The organism is uncultured Citricoccus sp. (assembly GCF_937871995.1).
GTDB lineage: Bacteria > Actinomycetota > Actinomycetes > Actinomycetales > Micrococcaceae > Citricoccus.
In genome coordinates this window covers 1-16,210 of sequence record NZ_CALMQR010000057.1, presented here as the reverse complement: position 1 = coordinate 16,210, position 16,210 = coordinate 1, and the positions used below count along the sequence as shown (strand labels likewise).

Below are 16,210 nucleotides of genomic sequence, written 5' to 3'. Positions count from 1 at the left end.
GCAACGCCTCACAGCGTCACAGATCAGATGTCACCTATTCGTGCAGCAGTCCCGGTTACCGCTGGTGCGTGTGAACTACGTAGAGGTCACAACCGGCTTCGCTAGCGACTGTTCTAGCGATGCTCCCTAGCATCCTGGCTGGGCCTTGCACCCTCTTGTTGCCTACGACGATCACTTCGGCGCCGACTCTTTCGGCTTCATGGACGAGTGCAAGTCCAGGCGTTCCTTCGATGGCTCGGGACTTTACGGTCAGTCCGGGAACTTTCTGGCCTACCCTCTCCGCTACCGTCGCAGCGATGTGTTCGGCTTCGTCGGCGAACCGGGCGATGAGCTTGTCGTAGGCGCTGCGAGTGACGGTGTGTTCGTTCTTGCCGTGGAGTGACTGAACAGTCTCGTTGGTCTTTACTGTGAAGGCCGAAAGGATATGCAATTCTGCTCCCAGTGCCGTAGCAAGGGTGGCTGCTTTCTCTGCGGCTATTAGGGCAGTTGCACTTCCGTCGACGCCTGATAGGACTATTTTTGCCAATGCGGGACTCCAATCTTTTCGTACATGGGATCGGTTAGTCGATCGAGTTGCCGACAGGTCAGCGCCGTCGACGCTGTGTCGTCGACGTCGAGTTGTTTTTCAACGTTGACTAAATCTGTGTGAGCACCCTCAGACCCCGTGGTTAGTGGTGTGCGAGAAATTCGAGGACGCGAGCCGTCGATGCTTCGGGCGTCTGGTCGACGACGGGGACGTCCCAATACTCTGCTCTGGGCAGGCACTCTTCCAGGTAACGCGCTGCGGAGCGAGTGTGTGAAAGGTCTTCACCGGGCACGACGAGTGCCGGAATCTCGAGGAGTTGAAGGTCTTCCGGCTCTGGGCCCGGAACGGTGTCCCGGTCAAACAGAAGTCGAGCCGATCCCGAGACGATCGTCTGGTACCTCGCCAGACTGGTGGCGGCAAACTTTGAAGCGAAGGAGTCGTCCCTGCGCAATGCCGCGGCCCATGGTCCGACGCGGGGATCCTTGGTAAATCCGGCCGTTGTGGATCGGGCGTGGTCAACCACGCCCTGAACTCCGTGTTCGAGTGCGAAGCCGAGATGCTGGGTAAAGCGCCGATGTTGAGCGGCCCGGTAGGTCACCCCGCCGGCCGGTGAGAACAGCACCATGCTCCGCACTCGTTCGGGCTGTTCGATGGCCAGGAGCGCGGCCGACGAACAGCCAACGCATCCTCCCATCGTATGGACCTTGTCGAGACCGAGGTGGTCCAACAGACCGATTGCTTGATCGATGTATTTCGGCCAAGTAAGTCGCTCAAGGCGTCCCCCGGATTGGCCCGATTCCCGTCGATCAAACACGAGACAGGTGTATCGCTGAGACAGTGCTTCGATGAATCCCAACTGCTTGTAGCGACCGAAGGAGGTCCAGTTTTCCAAGCTTGAGTCGAATCCACCGGGGCTAAACATGAGTATGGGCGGGCCGTCACCGATCATCTCATAGCGGGTTCGGATCCCTGCCGCATCAATTACTGGCATAACCTCTCCTCAAATTCGGTTCTGGGCGCCAGGGGTCTTGATGCCACCACGGATTTGGCGCCCTGCGCGAATGTCCCGTGCACAAGTTGCAAGACCCTCATAGGCAACGCGGGACATATTCGCGTACGTGTCGGGCTCGTCATCGAGCCATTTCTCGTTGTACCCGAGCGCTGCCGTCGCCATGCGGATCCTTCCATCCAGCCAGGGCCCTCCGCCGAAGCCGCCCAGGACGGGGATTGACACGGCCTGAACAACGGCGGGCCCCACTACTGGACCGGAGTTCGTGAAGTTGAGGAGGACGGCGCCTGCCGATTCCAACCGCTTGGCTTGGTCCACAAACTCCTCGGTCATCCTGTCCGGCACCTGAGCAGTGTGCGCGGCCGAGTATTCCACCCCGTATTTCAACGAGGTTTGAGGCGTGATGCCGAATTGGGCGAAGACCGGGATACCCGCTCGAGTGAGAGCCTCAACTTCCTCGGGAAAGTCGGCTGCCCCATCGAGTTTGACGAGGTCGACGCCGGCTTCTTTTACCAATCGGATTGCAGCGTCTACTGCACGTCCCGACTGCAGCGGCCCGTAAGGGAAATCGCAACTCAGGAGTGCGTCGTGCACGCCTCGACGTACAGCTTTGGCGACGGTGAGCAATTCGTCGAAGGTGATCTCCAACGGATTGGAATGTCCCCATAAGTTGGCTCCCACCGTGTCTCCAACCGACACGATATCGGCGCCGGCTCGATCGGCGATGCGAGCCATTTGGTAGTCCCAGGCAACGAAACAGACCGATTTCTCACCGGCCCGCTTCATGCCCTGAAGGTCAGGGATCGATTTCTTCATGCCCTGATGGCTCTCAGTAGCTGGAACAGGTCTTCTCTATCGCTGGGGACTAAGAGGATGCGGGCATATGGGCGGATCGCGCTTAGCGTGTTGCCACTTAGCGGACCTGCGTCTAACAGCAACAGCCCGGCGGTCATGATCGAGCGGGCGCGACAGGCCATGCCCACTTCGGCCACGGCAGTTGAATCCAACAAATTCGTCCCGACCATGATGACGGAATCGGAGTGCTCGATCTCTCGTGCCATTGGCCGTCGCTCACCGTCCAGCGTGAAGAGGTCTTCACCGGTGGCAGATGTTGTATAGAACTGCGCCTGGCCCCAAGGGCCGTGAGCGACCGAACGCACGGTTTCTTCGGCCTTCTCGTCGAAGGCAACCACCCGGGTTGATCTGGCATGCGCGAGTGGGTAGTCGATGCGGTATGCGGCTTCTTCGGCTGTGGCGGCGCGTGCGCAGGCACTGACTGAAATGGGAAGAGCCATGATCACACCGTCGTCTGACGCACGCCTTCGCGTGCTTGGAATCCGTCTCCGATGCCCTCCACGAATGGCTGGTCTGCGGGGAGCACGATTGCGACGGAACGGATGCGCTGGTGTTCAGGAATGTTGCCCACCGGTTCCGTGCCGTGATCACGCAGCGCCTCTACCGCACGGCGCAGCTTCTGTCGGGCCTTGATGATCCCTGCATCGGTGGCAACGAGGCGTTCCTTTGTACGGTCGACAATGGGGCCCATGCTTTCCTGCAGGGAGGAATCCTGGATAGCGATTCCCTCGACCCCCGAGAACAGTTCACCCGTCTTCTGCTTCTCACGGTCGATCAAGTAGTCATTGTCCTTATTGGCCACGGGACGATACGTGCCGGGGATGTTCTTGCTGTGGACACCTGCACCGTCCTCCATGGCTGAGACCTCTGCTTCAGTCAGATCGCGGGTGGGGTGATAGTCGAAGCTCCAGGCCCAGCAGTTTTCATCATCAATGGGCACCCAGAAATGGCCGTGCACCGGGTGATCCCCGCGTGGCGGGACCATGGTGAAGTTCGGAAGTACCCACGGGGTCACACGCCAGTAGTAGTGCCCTTCTTCAGCATTTCGACGCGCACCGATGAGCAGTCCACCGTCGTTCTCTACGACTTCAAAGAAGGGCTTGAGGTCGCCCTTGTTGTACTGGTTCCCCTTTGAACCGGCAAACAGCGGGTCGGCCTCCAGGCCGGCTCCGGTCGGCCCGCCGCCGTGCAACCACGTCACGTGGCTGGAATCGATCCCACCTTCTAGCGCCTGCAACCAGTTGCTCTCCTGCAGGCGCTTTGACGTGAAAGTTTGTCCGGAAGGGACGGTCGCGAATTCCCACGTCGGGAGCGGGGGGCGCTTGTCAGGGTCTCCCAGGTAGGCCCACAGGATGTCCCCTACCTTGACCAGGGGATAGGAACGAAGTTTGACGTTCTTGCAGAACTCCGAGTTGTTGAGTTCGCTGGGCACCTCGACAGCCTGGCCGTCGGCGTTATATTTCCACCCGTGGTATGGACAACGGATGCCGCCGTTTTCGACTCGACCGAAAAACATTGACACTCCGCGGTGCGCGCAGAACTCGTCCATGAGCCCGTACTCACCCTCGGGCGTCCGTACAGCGATGAGTCGTTCGGAGAGAATCTTGACCCGAACTGGCGGGCATCCGTCCGATGGCAACTCATCGGTGTGCAGAACCGGCTGCCAATAACGTCGGAACAGATCGCCCATGGGCGTTCCCGGACCGGTCTGGGTGAGCAAATCATTAATGTCTGGACGCAGCATGCTGTCCCTTTCCTCTCAGTGCCACGCCTCGGGGCGTGGTTCGACGACGAGACCGTCAATCTCGTCGGTGATGGTGATTTGGCAGCCGAGACGACTGGCCTCCGTGTAGTCCGAAACCCCGAGGTCCAGAAGGTCGGCCTCCATGTCCCCGGGCCCGCCAACCTGCTCTCGGAATGGGTCCTGAACCCACACGTGACATGTGGCGCAGGACAACTGCCCTCCGCATTCACCGACAATCCCGGGAACACCAGAACGCACAGCGGCGCTCATCACGTTCTCGCCGCTCGTTGCATCGACTACGCGTTCATCGCCGTCATTGGCGAGATACACAACCTTGGGCACTGGGGGCTCCTCCCAAATAACTAATGGCCTAACCAATCTACCTATGGCTAAGATTCTGTCAAGGGAGGGGCTTCGCCGCTGCTCCTCGTGCATGTAGAGAGCGACAGCCGAGGAAGGTGTGGTGGGAGCTGCCAGAGGTCGCGTAAACCCAAGTAAGGGCGCCTAAGTGCACCCGCTGACAGGATGGAAGGCGCATATTGAAGGAATTCCAAGAAGAACGCGTGCTCATTGCTCAGGCCTGCCGCGTCCTTGCGGCCCGAGGCCTCGCCGAGGGGATCCTCGGACATATCAGCCTGCGCGTCAGTTCTGAGCATCTTCTGGTGCGATGCCGCGGTCCACGTGAAAGAGGATTGGGGTACACCGGCCCGGAAGATATCCGGTTGGTTCGGTATGACGGGACTGCCGCTGCGCAAGGGGAATTAGACGGTTGGTCGGTGCCCAATGAGTTACCGTTGCATACCGCGGTGCTGCAGGCGCGGAATGACGTTAAGGCTGTCGTTCACGCACACCCTCCCCAGATCGTTGCTGCCGACCTCGCTGGTATCGAGATCCGCCCGATAGTCGGCGCGTTCGATATACCCGGCGCTCGACTCGCAGCAGGCGGTGTACCGGTGTATCACCGTGGTGTTCTCGTGCGGAATGATTCCGTGGCCACTGAAATGCTCACCGCCATGGGCGAGCTACCGGTGGTAATTCTTAGAGGGCACGGCATTACTAGTGCGGCAGCCTCCGTCGAGCAGGCCGTGCTTCAAGCAATCAGCCTCAATACCATCGCTGGCCTGTCTTTGGACATCGTCTCTGCTGGCGGAACGGTGACCGCTCTTGCCCCTGAAGACCTCGCAGAGCTCCCCGATCTCGGGGCAGACTTCAACACCCGCACGGCATGGCGTCACGAGGTAGCGCGAACCGGTGGCATCGTTGCCCCGCGAACGGAGGATCTCACCTAACTGCGTTCCGTCACGACGTTACGACTGGGGCTCGGCCGATAGGTGAACGCCGTGAGGGCACACGTTGTGCAACGGGAACACAGGAGAGAGGCTCGCGAGAAAGAGCAGAGCGGTCTGTGCCAGAAATATCAGGCGCCAGGAATGCGGTCGGCGGTGTGCGACGGGTAGCGTATTGGACCAGCACGCACCATGGCACGTGATGCGTCGAAGGCGGGTATGTCCATCTGGCCAGCCTCAGGGGGGGCAACGCGGGATGTTGCTCGCCCCCTGGACCCATTCGCGGAACGACGGTTGATAGGACAAGTCCGAGTTCGACTATTGGCGATTCTCTCTGTGGGTGCTGTCCGTAAGCTCGAGCTTCATTTCCAGGATGGTCCAGCGGTCCTGCCCGACGCGCAGGAGAACGCAGCTGTCGGCAACGATGAATCCGACAGATTCGCAGAGTTCCCGAGATGGAAGGTTCCTCTCGAAGACGCCCAGCGTGAGGTGTATGACTCCTGCGCGCGTTGCGGCGCGGTTGATTAGCAGCCGCATCATGGCGCGCCCCAGTCCACGACCTCGCTGCGCTGGGTCTACCAACGCTCGCCCGATGCGCACCTCGCCCGGGTCTCGATCTTGGAGGGCGCCCGTAGCCACGGCAGCAGAATTTGACCACAGCACATAGCTCTCCCGCAGGCCGTTGGCGGGATCGAAAAAATCGTGGGCGGAGGTCGGGTATTTCAAAGACGGGCCGGCGAATGTGAGCACATCTATTTCGCTGGTGACCCCCGAGGCAAACGTTTGGGACGTCGCTGTGACCGGCTGTCTCCAAGTGAAGGCCACGCCTAAGGTCCCTGAGGTTATTGTCGTGCAACGCCAACGACCGTATTCACCAGGCAAGGGTTGAATATCAGCGTCTGGGAAAGTTTCGTTCGCTTTGGCTCGTGTTAGCCGATCTCGGGGAGAACGGGCAGAAGATTTTGAGGGATTTTTTCTACGCGCGTGCCTCCAAAAAAGAGCGGCACGCCGGGTGGTCCGGGAGAGCACAACACAACGCATCCTCCCAGGTCAGTGCCGGTTTAGAGCGAAATTGTTGGTATTATTAGTGGTCGGTAGGCGTGCCCCCCGGGCGCCTGCCGAACCAGCCGCGATAGCTGAGTCTCGCGGCGCGATCGCCCTCCGCCGCCCCTCCGAATTTCGGCGGAGGGCGGTCGTTCTCCTCGGCACCTTTAGATCGTTCGCGTGGGTGTCTTGGAGGCACTTCGGAGCGCCGCCTCCAAGTCGGTGACAATGCTCTTAGGCATTGCGGTGTAAGCCGTGTTCGGCTCCAGCTGAAGAGGGCGGCAAAGTAGTAGCGGACGGACCGCTGGCTTAGTCCGCTTGACGCACATGTCTAACACCAGTCCTGGGTCGGTCCGTCAGCTGCGAATGTCCATCGAGCACCCTGCTAACGCCTCGCAGAGCCGGGGGGCGACCCAGCTTGTGCCGTTCCTCTGTTTTCGTCGTCCGCCGAAGAATGTTTGCCAACAGAGGTACACGCTTACACCATCGTGGAGGGTGTTTCGCGTCCCGATCCATCCGCTCACTCCAGCGTCTCAAGTGTGGCGAGGTGCGCTGGGGTTCTGACCGGGGCCGCTGGCGGACCTGACTCCGCGGGGCCCGGTGGTGTGTCACGCCAGGTGCACCCGCGGCTGGGGGCTTACCAAGACCGCGTCGGCCGGTGCTGCTGGCCTCGTGTCATCGAGGCCAGCAGCACCGGCGCAGGTTCCTCTGGTCGAGGGCCGAGTGAGCGTGTTCAGGGTTTGGAGAGCGTGGGGGTCTCTAGGTAGATCTTGCCGCCGGCGGCTTGGAATTCATCGGATTTGGCCTGCATTCCGGCGATTGCTGCTTGGGCCTGTGCGCTGCCGTACTGGTCGCGGATGTCCTGGGAGATGCGCATGGAGCAGAACTTCGGTCCGCACATCGAGCAGAAGTGGGCCGTCTTGGCCGGTTCGGCCGGCAATGTCTCGTCGTGGAAGGCCTCCGCGGTGTCGGGGTCCAGGGATAGCGCGAACTGGTCGCGCCAGCGGAACTCGAAGCGGGCCTTGGACAGCGCGTCGTCCCGTTCGGTCGCACCCGGGTGGCCCTTAGCCACATCGGCGGCGTGGGCGGCGATCTTGTAGGTGATGACCCCGGTCTTCACGTCGTCCTTGTTGGGCAGTCCCAGGTGTTCTTTCGGGGTGACGTAGCACAGCATCGCGGTGCCGTAGCGGGCGATCTCGGTGGCCCCGATGGCCGAAGTGATGTGGTCATAACCCGGGGCGATGTCGGTCACCAGCGGGCCCAGGGTGTAGAACGGGGCTCCCTGGCATAGCTGTTGTTGGCGTTCCACGTTCTCGCGCACCAGGTGCAGGGGAACGTGTCCGGGGCCTTCGACCATGACTTGCACGTCGTGGGCCCAGGCCCGTGCTGTGAGTTCTGCCAGGGTGTCCAGTTCGGCGAACTGGGCGGCGTCGTTGGCGTCGGCGATCGAGCCCGGGCGCAGGCCGTCTCCGAGGGAGAAGGCCACGTCGTACCGGGCGAAGATCTCGCACAGCTCGTCGAAGTGGGTGTAGAGGAAGTTCTCCTGATGGTGGGCCAGGCACCACCCGGCCATGATCGACCCGCCGCGCGAGACGATACCGGTGACCCGTTCGGCGGTCAGTGGCACGTAGCGCAGCAGCACCCCGGCGTGGATGGTCATGTAGTCCACGCCCTGTTCGCATTGTTCCAGCACCGTGTCGCGGAAGATCTCCCAGGTCAGGGCGTTGGCCTCCCCGTTGACTTTCTCTAGCGCCTGGTAGATCGGGACCGTGCCGATCGGTACGGGGGAGTTGCGGATGATCCATTCCCGGGTGGTGTGGATGTCCTCTCCGGTGGAGAGGTCCATCACCGTGTCCGCTCCCCATCGGGTGGCCCACTGCATCTTGTCGACCTCCTCGGCGATGGAGCTGGTGACCGCGGAGTTGCCGATGTTGGCGTTGATCTTCACCAAGAATGCCTTGCCGATGATCATCGGTTCGGACTCGGGGTGGTTGATGTTGGCCGGGATGATGGCCCGGCCAGCGGCCAGTTCGGAGCGGACCAGTTCGACGTCGCACTGCTCGCGCAGGGCCACGTAGCGCATCTCCTCGGTGATGATTCCGGCCCGGGCGTAGTGCATCTGGGTGACGGTCCGCCCCGCCTTGGCCCGCAACGGCACCGCCCGGGTTCCCTTCCACTCCTGGGACGCGGCCCCGCGGCGCAGAGCCGAGCGGCCATCGTCAAGGAGGTTCCGTTCCCGGCCGGCGTATTCCTCGACGTCACCGCGCCCCTGGATCCAGGACGCCCGGCTCGGTGGCAACCCGATCACCGGGTCGCTGCCCGGCCCGGCCGTGCGGTAGATCCGCAGCGGTGGGTTCGCTATTCCGCCCGGGGAATCGTTCAAGGTGATCTCGGTGACCGGCACGGCAAGCCCGTGCTCGGTGTTGTGGAGATACGCCAGGGCGTGCGCATTGGATGCACTCATCAGATGTGTTCCTACTTCCTTCGCCGGCATGACCCGGACAGGTTCGACGGTCGCAGGCTGCCTCAGCCCGATCTCAGCCCCTGCAATGGGGCTCCCGTGTGGACGGCAACGACACTAACACCATGGCGGGCCGGTCTGGTGCCGCTCAGACTTGCTTAACGCCTCGTTCCACCGGCCCGTCGCGGGCGCACTATTGGGGCTCGGGGTGGCTGAGGGACCCGTAGGCGAGGACCTTCCACGCGGCACCGTTCCAGCGCATCACCATCGGCACGGTACGGGGATCGGCCGGGGCTCCCCAGTCCTCGGGATGGTCGGGGCGGGCGTAGAGGACCTCGGTATCCGGGCCCAGTGGCGGCAGACCCGTAGCGGAGTGAGACCACCCGGCCGCCTCCACCTGCCGCAACTGTTGGAGCCGGTCGGCGGCGAAGTGCTTCCAGAGCGGATGGGCCGGCCCGTCCAGACAGGACAACCGCTCGGCCAGCCGTTTCGGGCAGAGCCGGCGCAGTCGTGCGCCGTGGTCCTGGGCCCAGTCCCGGGCCCACGCCAATCGCAGCGTTGGGTCGATCAGGGGCCACGCCCCGGGCAGGTCACCGGTGGCCACGTGCTCGCGGAAAGCCACGGCAACCTCTCCGACCCGCAGCAGGGCCGTCAGGGTGTGCTGTTCGGTGCGGGGTGGGGGGGTCGATGGCGTCTGCATCCGGGTCCTTCGTGGGTGGACATCATGGGTATCAACACATTTGGTGGCCTGCGCGGAGACAGGCTCGGGCAGGGCCTTGAGAGAGGGAGCGGCACGTCATGAGGGTCGTGCCGCTCTCAGGAGGGGCGCTCGTCCGGGCACGCTCCTGCGCGGCGGTAAACCGCTCGCCCGGCAGGTTTAGCGGATAGGCGAGGCCTTGCCCGGGATTGCGCGACGCGGATGGATGCCGCCTGTAGCCTGACGAAGGTCTTCGAGGATGGTCGGAGCGACGGCGTTGGCCCAGGCCGCGACGAGCCTCCACGGATTGGTTCTGCGTCCCCGCGTCCACCGGACATCCATGCTCTGGACCGGATGACCAGACGCAGATCACCGCGGATCTGTGGCCGTGACCGAGGTCACCCGGGATCACTTGAGCCTTTTCTGCGACACCTCACCGCTTAGGAAACTTCAGACCCCGCATATTGGCGGGCAGTCCCGACTCCGTCCCCTCGGGGGTCCATGGTGGCGAGCACTGATTCTCGGCTCCCGAGTCCCGCGGCGGCTCGGATTCCTTCGGTCGTCAGGAGGATTTGCGGGGTGAACTCATCCACCGGGAAGGTGTCGTCGATGCAGGCCTGCCAGAACCGGGTGTGATGTTCGTCGAACCAGTGGTCAAAGGGTTCTGCGGATCTGTCGTGGTCGTCCTGCAGGCTGTACCAGTACAGATAGTCCGCCCCGTTCACCGTTTCGGTGAAGATCGCCTCCACATACATGTGCTCCCGTTTCATGATCTCTCCCACCGCGCAGCGATGGGCCTCCATGAAACGCACCCACTCATCCGCTAGCGCTCGGGATCCAGGACGCAACCGGAATCGAGTCAAACTGAAGATCATTCGACCATGTCCTCTCCACTCATGTCACCGGCTGCTCCTGTCCGGGGCCGCCCACGGAAGTAACTGCACGGTCCAGGGCCTGGACCTGGGTGGGAGTAATCGGAGCCTCGGTTCCTCAGCGGGTAGGAGGACGATGGGGTCGGAGGCCGCCGGGCAGCCCGAATCCCTCGATGGTCCCGGCCTCGTTTTCATTGACCACCGCGGACTGGGTGTCCGTGTGGCGGTTCCATGGCCCCTGAAGGGACCTCGCTGACAGTTCGTCATCGTTCCTGGTGACCTTCCTGGTGATTGGTGGCTACCCCGGGCGTGTTTACGTTCCACGGGATTCTCTGGAGGTGTCTGTGACAGGCAGGATCGGTCGGTGGAGAAAGAGGTGCAGGTGGTGCCGGGTTTCCTGGGCCAGTTGCCGCAGACCGGTGATGATCTCGGTCCGTTGCTGCCCTGTCGGCCAGCGCTGGTCGTCCGGTGGTATCGGTGCAATGCGTTCTTGGAGTTGGGCGGCCGCTGCGGACAAGGCGGTCGCGCCAGCCATCGCTGAGGAGACTTTGAGGCTCTGAACGGCGTCCAGCCATCCCTCGGCGTCTCTGGTGATGAGCGCGCGGTCGAGCCGATCGACTCGGTGATCCAGGAGCTGCATGTACCGAGCAAGAAATCCCCATGTCGGTGGCCCGTCGCCGAGCTCTTCGACGAGCTCGATGAGGACGTCGGTGTCCAGGATGGGCATGGGGGACGACGTAGATGGGTCCAAGGTCTTCAGTGTCCTTACTATCTGGTCCAGGTCAATCCGGTCCGGGTGGTCATCGCGGAGACCGGGAGGCGCTGAGAGCCCCGCCCGAGACAGGCCCCTCGGAGTGCGGTAGGTGAGCGTCTGCGGTGCTCCGGGACGGACCACCGATGTCGGAGGAAAGCTCGGTCCGAGCGGTTCGCCGTTTCGGGACAACACGCGATGTAGAGGACGGTTCTGGGCGCGACCACCGAGACTGCAGCCACGACGTAGGCCGGAGGTCGGCGCTGAAGTACCGGATTAATGCCCGATAGTCCGCCTCGGGCCATTGGATGGGGCATGCTGGGGGCATGGACCGCAGCACCCCCTCCACCGATCCGCTGGCGCTGGAGAGCCAGATCTGCTTCGCCCTCTCGGTGGCCTCCCGGGGGGTCATCGCCGCCTACCGGCCGGTGCTCGAGCCGCTGAAGCTGACCCACCCGCAGTACCTGGTCATGTTGGCCTTGTGGCAACACGCGCCGTTGTCGATCAAGGACCTGGCGGCGCTGCTGCATATGGAGTCGGCCACCCTGTCCCCGCTGACCAAGCGACTCCAGACCCTGGGGTACATCCACCGGGGCCGGGACCCCGAGGATGACCGGGCTTTGGCGATCGATCTCACCGACACCGGCCGGGAATTGCGCCGGCAGGCCGAGGCCGTGCCGGTGCAGATGATGGAACGCCTTCAGATGGACAAGTCCGAGCTGCAGGAACTGCACCGGCTCATGACCCTGCTGATGGACCGGGTCCATCCGCGCCCGGTCGACTAGCCGGCGTACCCGGCCACGGTCAACGCCCCGGCCGGAGGCTGATGGCCCCGGGCCCGATAGGCATCGACCAACCGCCGGGCTCGCTCCCTGCGCAACTGCGTACTCGGGTCAATGGTTCCCTGCCGGCTGGCCGAGCCGGTGATGAAGGTGACCATGTAGGCCAGTCGCCACCCCAGGCGGTAGCCGAAGCTCAGGCCGGTGCGATCGGTGGTGACGGAGTAGGGCTTGTTGCTCACATGGCTCTCCTCGATGAATTTCGCCAGCATCGCGGCAATACCTTACCGGCGAGTTTAGTTAGTGCGCTATATAATTTACATGAATCCGACCATCTGTACACGCCTAGAGAAGGTGGGCATCTTCGCCGGCCAACAGGCGGACACGTCCTTCCCTTTCGTGGAGAACTTCTCTGGGTGGGTCACCCGCGGGGCAGGGGGCGCCCGTGAGCCTTTCTGCGCTCAGGGCAGGTCCTTGGTTCGATCGGCCTCGCCGCTTCCAGCGGCAGCAAACTGCTCGACCTGCGCGCTCTGGAGCGCGTCCTGGGAAGGCGCATTGAGCTTCTCGGCTTGGCGCAGGAAGTAGGGGGCGAAGATGGAGGCGGCCATGATGTTCTGGGTCTTCCCGTAGACGACTGCCGGCAGGAGAGCCAGTGGGCCGAAGTAGCTGATCGCCAGGGCAGGGGCGATCGCTGCGTTCTCGATACCGACCTCGTAAGAGGCGGCCACTCGCTGGGGGTGGCTGAGCTTGAAGAAGCGAGGGGCGACGTATCCCAAGGTGAGCCCGGCCAGCCCGTGGATGACACAGGCGATGAGGACGAAGGCCACGACGGCGAGGTTTTCCAGGATGGTGGTTGTGCCCTTGGAGATGGTGCCCATCAGCACACAGGCTAGGGAGAGCACGGCGATGGGCTGCAGGAAGGGCTTGATGCGCTCGACCAGTCTGGGGACCAGGATGCCGACGATGCTGGCGATCACCACCGGCGCCAGCACGTACTGGACCAGGTCCAGGAACATGGACTGGGCTTCGACCGAGGTGCTGCTGCCGACGAACAGCTGGACCAGGAAGGGCTGCAGGAACGGGGCGATCAGGACGCTGACCGTGGTGGCGGAGACTGACAGAGCCAGATCGCCCTTGCTGATCAGCGTCAGCGAGTTCGACGCTGCACCGGTGGGTGAGGTAGCCAAAAGGATCATGCCGATGGCTAGCTGGTTGGCGATCTCCTCGGGCAGGAACGGGTAGAACGCGATGAAGGAGACGCAGTATCCGATCAGTGGCATCAGCACCCACCGCAGCAGAACCACCAAGAGGACCGGCCTGATGTCCCGGAGTAGCTGGCGCCAGGCGTCCAAGGTGATTTGGATGCCCATCACCGCCAATGTGATGGCAAGGATCGCGCTGAAGTTCGTCCCGAAGACGGTGGTGGAGATAGTCGGGTGGTAGGCGAACCCGAAGGCGATCCCCAGGAGCAACCAAGCCGAAGCGTTCCGGCCGATAAAGTCGCACACCCGACGCCACATCGGCCCACCGCTGTCATGTGAAAGGACGTAGGCGCGCCATTCCAGGCCGATGCCCACCGCCCACAGGAGCAAGCCGGCGACCACGGCCCATGGAGCCTGGGAGAGCTGCATGCCCTGCCAGCCCGAAGTGGCGAACGGGACGAGAAAGCCGAGTCCGAACGCCGTGTACGCGGCGACGGTATAAGACCTGGCCTGGTTTTTCTGGGAGGGTGCCATACCTTCTCCTCTACTCTGTGTTTTCGTATAGCGAATATCTATTCGATTCACGAATACTGTGATCGACCTCGCATCGTGTTGTCAACACGCAAGGCGGACCTCACCGGGCGGTTGACAATCACCAAGACCCTCGGAAACACTTTTCGTATTCAGAACTAGTATTCGCTATACGAAAGTGAGTCAGGCATGGAGCAGTTGAGGATTGCGGTCGTCGGGGGAGGCATTGGGGGGCTCTCGGCCGCCAACGCGATGATCCAGCACGGGCACGACGTCCACGTCTTCGAGCAGGCACCCCAGCTCGGTGAGGTGGGGGCGGGGGTATTAATCACCCCCAACAGCGTCCGCCTGCTGGAGAGGATGGGACTGCGCGAGCGGTTCGAGCATCTGGGCGGGCGCATCCAGGAAGGTTCGTCCTACCGGCGCATGGACGGATCGGTGGTCGGGCCGATCAAGACAGGCGACACCAGTGGGGAGTACGGGGTATTCGGCATGCACCGCGCGGATTTGCTGGGGCTGCTGTCCGAGCACTTGCCGGACTCGGCCGTACACACCGGGCAACGCTGTATCGGTTTCGAACAGACGGCGGATGCGGCCCGGTTGAGCTTTGAGAATGGTGAGCAGTTCGAGGCGGACGTCGTGGTCGCCGCGGACGGGATCCATTCCCGGCTGCGGCAAGAGGTCGTGGAGCCGACGCCGCCGGTGTTCTCCGGGATGCTGGCCTACCGGGGTCTGGTGCCGGCCGAGCGGCTCCCCGGGTGGCGTAATGACGTGCATCTGGTCTGGATGGGCGAGGGCAAGCACTTCATGGTCTTCCCGGTGCGCGGGGGCGAATTGCTGAACTTTGTGGGTTTCATCCCCAGCGAGTACCCAGCTGAGGAGTCCTGGTCTGGTCGCGGCGACGTGAAGGTGCTGGCTCAGTCCTTCGCCGGGTGGGACCCGCTGGTGGTCCAGATCATCGAGCAGGTGGAGAACCCCTTCTGGTGGGGACTGTTCGACCGCGAACCGCTGGAGAGCTGGACCTCCGGTCGACTGGCGCTGCTCGGGGACGCCGCGCACGCCATGCTCCCCCACCTGGGCCAGGGCGCAAACCAGGCCATCGAAGACGGTATCGCTCTCAGCGCCCTGCTCACCCAGGCGGATAAGTCCTCGGTGCCGGAGACGCTCATCCGCTACGAACAGATCCGCAGGCCTCGGGCCGTGGAGGTCCAGCTCGGAGCGCGCGCCAATGGCCGGCGCTATGACTCGCAGTACGAGGACTTGGCCCAGCGCGACGCCGAGATCGCCGACGCCGCGGCCTTCCGTTCCTGGCTCTATGACTACGACGTGGAAAAGGAGCTGGCTGCCGTCTGAGCAAAGTTGCACACCGGCGCCATTTTTCGTATAACGAATGAATGATTGAGGAGAGCGTGAGCGGGACCACTGCTAAGCGTCCCCCGGAGGGGATGGCCGGGCTGGCCAAGGGCCTGGCCATCCTCGAGGCCTTCGGTCCCACCTGTCGCGAGCTGAACGTCGCCGATGCCGCGCGGGCGGCCGGGATCAGCCCGGCCGCCGCGCGGCGTTGCCTGCTGACGCTGACCGAACTGGGGTACCTGCACCAGGATGGGCGTGCCTTCCAACCCACCCCCCGCATGCTGCGTCTCAGCGACGGCTACCTCACCGGGTCCACCCTGGCCTCACTGGCACAAACCTACGCCGAGGTCGGCCGGGACCAGATCGGCGAGGCCGTGTCAGTGGCCATCTATGAGGACGGTTCGGCTCTGTTTATCGCTCGGGCCGCGGTGGAGCGCATCGTGTCCATGGGAGTGCGATTGGGCGCGAAGCTTCCGGCGTACGCCTCGGCCACCGGCCGCGTGCTGCTCTCCGGACTACTCGAGAACGAACGCGAGGCCTACCTGAAATCCATCCACCCCAAGGCCACCACACCCAACACGCTGACCAAGATCTCCGACATCCGCAACCGGATCGACGCCGCGGCCACCGACGGATACTCGATGACCAACGAAGAGCTCGAAGTCGGCATGAGAACCCTCGCCGTGCCCGTCAAAGACGCCCACGGGCGCATCCGCGCCGCCCTGAGCAGCAGCGCCTTCACGGCCCGAGCCACCATCGAGGACATGCTCACCGAACACCTCCCGGTCCTGACCAAACAGGCAACCGAACTCGGCCGGCGCCTCTGACCCACCAGTCGACGGCTGGACCCGCAGGAAATACGACACGCACGAACTACCCAGGGTCGTGAGTTACTCGTTGACCAGCTCACGAAGGTGCGGGGAAGGAAAGTGGTGGGTTACGACGCCGAAGATCTGTATGCAGATGATCTCGGCACCGACTTCGGGCGCTACGCCCGGTGGGCATCCACCACGTCCAGTCGATACTTCCTACACGACCACCCTCACCCTGGCCGGACCGGAGCGGATGGCCCTGGTGCTCGGACCGGCACTGGTCGTCGT

General features: G+C 63.1%; 17 protein-coding genes and 1 riboswitch. Of the genes, 4 read left to right on the top strand and 13 right to left on the bottom strand.

Features of this window, described 5'->3' with window-relative positions:
* Nucleotides 1–55: 55 nt before the first annotated feature.
* The 6 genes from Q0283_RS06400 to Q0283_RS06375 form a co-directional block, all read right to left on the bottom strand.
* Entirely contained in the window at nucleotides 56–526 is a 471-nt protein-coding gene (locus Q0283_RS06400; RefSeq protein ID WP_298043819.1) for a universal stress protein, read from the bottom strand.
* 142 nt (nucleotides 527–668) lie between these two features.
* The gene (locus Q0283_RS06395; RefSeq protein ID WP_298043816.1) at nucleotides 669–1,517 is read right to left on the bottom strand and encodes an alpha/beta fold hydrolase; all 849 of its coding nucleotides are present in this window, start codon (nucleotides 1,515–1,517) and stop codon (nucleotides 669–671) included.
* A gap of 9 nt (nucleotides 1,518–1,526) precedes the next feature.
* On the bottom strand, nucleotides 1,527–2,351 hold the full coding sequence (locus Q0283_RS06390) for a 3-methyl-2-oxobutanoate hydroxymethyltransferase (RefSeq protein WP_298043814.1): 825 nt from the start codon (nucleotides 2,349–2,351) through the stop codon (nucleotides 1,527–1,529).
* Complete coding sequence (locus Q0283_RS06385) at nucleotides 2,348–2,830, bottom strand: hypothetical protein (protein WP_298043812.1); 483 nt, start codon at nucleotides 2,828–2,830, stop codon at nucleotides 2,348–2,350. Before Q0283_RS06385 ends, Q0283_RS06390 begins: the two co-directional genes overlap by 4 nt.
* A 2-nt stretch (nucleotides 2,831–2,832) precedes the next feature.
* Complete coding sequence (locus tag Q0283_RS06380; RefSeq protein WP_298043810.1) at nucleotides 2,833–4,134, bottom strand: aromatic ring-hydroxylating dioxygenase subunit alpha; 1,302 nt, start codon at nucleotides 4,132–4,134, stop codon at nucleotides 2,833–2,835.
* A gap of 15 nt (nucleotides 4,135–4,149) precedes the next feature.
* Nucleotides 4,150–4,476, bottom strand: a complete 327-nt coding sequence (locus tag Q0283_RS06375) for a 2Fe-2S iron-sulfur cluster-binding protein (RefSeq protein ID WP_298043809.1) — start codon at nucleotides 4,474–4,476, stop codon at nucleotides 4,150–4,152.
* A 197-nt stretch (nucleotides 4,477–4,673) separates the two neighbouring features.
* On the opposite strand from Q0283_RS06375, the gene Q0283_RS06370 reads away from it, so the two are divergent.
* Nucleotides 4,674–5,423, top strand: a complete 750-nt coding sequence (locus Q0283_RS06370) for a class II aldolase/adducin family protein (RefSeq protein WP_298043808.1) — start codon at nucleotides 4,674–4,676, stop codon at nucleotides 5,421–5,423.
* A gap of 315 nt (nucleotides 5,424–5,738) precedes the next feature.
* Here the strand turns inward: Q0283_RS06370 and Q0283_RS17615 are convergent, their stop codons facing one another.
* From Q0283_RS17615 to Q0283_RS06350, 5 genes are all read right to left on the bottom strand, one after another.
* Complete coding sequence (locus Q0283_RS17615; protein WP_366134058.1) at nucleotides 5,739–6,461, bottom strand: GNAT family N-acetyltransferase; 723 nt, start codon at nucleotides 6,459–6,461, stop codon at nucleotides 5,739–5,741.
* A 736-nt stretch (nucleotides 6,462–7,197) separates the two neighbouring features.
* Nucleotides 7,198–8,928: a phosphomethylpyrimidine synthase ThiC gene (thiC, locus tag Q0283_RS06365; protein WP_298043806.1), complete on the bottom strand. Its 1,731-nt coding sequence runs from the start codon at nucleotides 8,926–8,928 to the stop codon at nucleotides 7,198–7,200.
* Nucleotides 8,927–9,036: riboswitch (TPP riboswitch) on the bottom strand. It overlaps the preceding gene by 2 nt.
* Nucleotides 9,037–9,118: 82 nt before the next feature.
* Complete coding sequence (locus Q0283_RS06360; protein WP_298043805.1) at nucleotides 9,119–9,625, bottom strand: hypothetical protein; 507 nt, start codon at nucleotides 9,623–9,625, stop codon at nucleotides 9,119–9,121.
* Nucleotides 9,626–10,062: 437 nt separating this feature from the next.
* On the bottom strand, nucleotides 10,063–10,497 hold the full coding sequence (locus tag Q0283_RS06355; protein WP_298043803.1) for a DUF6176 family protein: 435 nt from the start codon (nucleotides 10,495–10,497) through the stop codon (nucleotides 10,063–10,065).
* 310 nt (nucleotides 10,498–10,807) lie between these two features.
* Nucleotides 10,808–11,221 carry an Hpt domain-containing protein gene (locus Q0283_RS06350; protein ID WP_298043800.1) on the bottom strand — a complete coding sequence of 138 codons (414 nt, stop codon included), beginning with the start codon at nucleotides 11,219–11,221 and terminating at the stop codon, nucleotides 10,808–10,810.
* 350 nt (nucleotides 11,222–11,571) lie between these two features.
* On the opposite strand from Q0283_RS06350, the gene Q0283_RS06345 reads away from it, so the two are divergent.
* The gene (locus Q0283_RS06345) at nucleotides 11,572–12,030 is read left to right on the top strand and encodes a MarR family winged helix-turn-helix transcriptional regulator (protein WP_298043798.1); all 459 of its coding nucleotides are present in this window, start codon (nucleotides 11,572–11,574) and stop codon (nucleotides 12,028–12,030) included.
* Here the strand turns inward: Q0283_RS06345 and Q0283_RS06340 are convergent.
* Entirely contained in the window at nucleotides 12,027–12,296 is a 270-nt protein-coding gene (locus Q0283_RS06340; RefSeq protein WP_298043795.1) for a hypothetical protein, read from the bottom strand. The genes Q0283_RS06345 and Q0283_RS06340 overlap by 4 nt on opposite strands.
* Nucleotides 12,297–12,485: 189 nt before the next feature.
* Nucleotides 12,486–13,760 (bottom strand): bile acid:sodium symporter family protein, encoded by a 1,275-nt coding sequence (locus tag Q0283_RS06335; RefSeq protein ID WP_298043793.1) that lies wholly within the window; start codon nucleotides 13,758–13,760, stop codon nucleotides 12,486–12,488.
* 186 nt (nucleotides 13,761–13,946) lie between these two features.
* On the opposite strand from Q0283_RS06335, the gene Q0283_RS06330 reads away from it, so the two are divergent.
* Both Q0283_RS06330 and Q0283_RS06325 read left to right on the top strand, forming a co-directional pair.
* On the top strand, nucleotides 13,947–15,110 hold the full coding sequence (locus tag Q0283_RS06330) for an FAD-dependent monooxygenase (protein ID WP_298043790.1): 1,164 nt from the start codon (nucleotides 13,947–13,949) through the stop codon (nucleotides 15,108–15,110).
* Between the two features lie 56 nt (nucleotides 15,111–15,166).
* A complete protein-coding gene (locus tag Q0283_RS06325) occupies nucleotides 15,167–15,937 on the top strand; it encodes an IclR family transcriptional regulator C-terminal domain-containing protein (protein ID WP_298043788.1) in 771 nt (256 codons plus the stop codon).
* The last annotated feature ends 273 nt before the right edge of the window (nucleotides 15,938–16,210 follow it).

Excerpts from the sequence above, each read along its gene's own strand:
- Q0283_RS06395 (WP_298043816.1), bottom strand. The coding sequence starts at position 1,517 with ATGCCAGTAATTGATGCGGCAGGGATCCGAACCCGCTATGAGATGATC.
- Q0283_RS06390 (WP_298043814.1), bottom strand. The coding sequence starts at position 2,351 with ATGAAGAAATCGATCCCTGACCTTCAGGGCATGAAGCGGGCCGGTGAG.
- Q0283_RS06385 (WP_298043812.1), bottom strand. The coding sequence starts at position 2,830 with ATGGCTCTTCCCATTTCAGTCAGTGCCTGCGCACGCGCCGCCACAGCC.
- Q0283_RS06380 (WP_298043810.1), bottom strand. The coding sequence starts at position 4,134 with ATGCTGCGTCCAGACATTAATGATTTGCTCACCCAGACCGGTCCGGGA.
- Q0283_RS17615 (WP_366134058.1), bottom strand. The coding sequence starts at position 6,461 with ATGCGTTGTGTTGTGCTCTCCCGGACCACCCGGCGTGCCGCTCTTTTT.
- thiC (WP_298043806.1), bottom strand. The coding sequence starts at position 8,928 with ATGAGTGCATCCAATGCGCACGCCCTGGCGTATCTCCACAACACCGAG.
- Q0283_RS06360 (WP_298043805.1), bottom strand. The coding sequence starts at position 9,625 with ATGCAGACGCCATCGACCCCCCCACCCCGCACCGAACAGCACACCCTG.
- Q0283_RS06355 (WP_298043803.1), bottom strand. The coding sequence starts at position 10,497 with ATGATCTTCAGTTTGACTCGATTCCGGTTGCGTCCTGGATCCCGAGCG.
- Q0283_RS06350 (WP_298043800.1), bottom strand. The coding sequence starts at position 11,221 with ATGCCCATCCTGGACACCGACGTCCTCATCGAGCTCGTCGAAGAGCTC.
- Q0283_RS06345 (WP_298043798.1), top strand. The coding sequence starts at position 11,572 with ATGGACCGCAGCACCCCCTCCACCGATCCGCTGGCGCTGGAGAGCCAG.
- Q0283_RS06340 (WP_298043795.1), bottom strand. The coding sequence starts at position 12,296 with ATGCTGGCGAAATTCATCGAGGAGAGCCATGTGAGCAACAAGCCCTAC.
- Q0283_RS06335 (WP_298043793.1), bottom strand. The coding sequence starts at position 13,760 with ATGGCACCCTCCCAGAAAAACCAGGCCAGGTCTTATACCGTCGCCGCG.
- Q0283_RS06330 (WP_298043790.1), top strand. The coding sequence starts at position 13,947 with ATGGAGCAGTTGAGGATTGCGGTCGTCGGGGGAGGCATTGGGGGGCTC.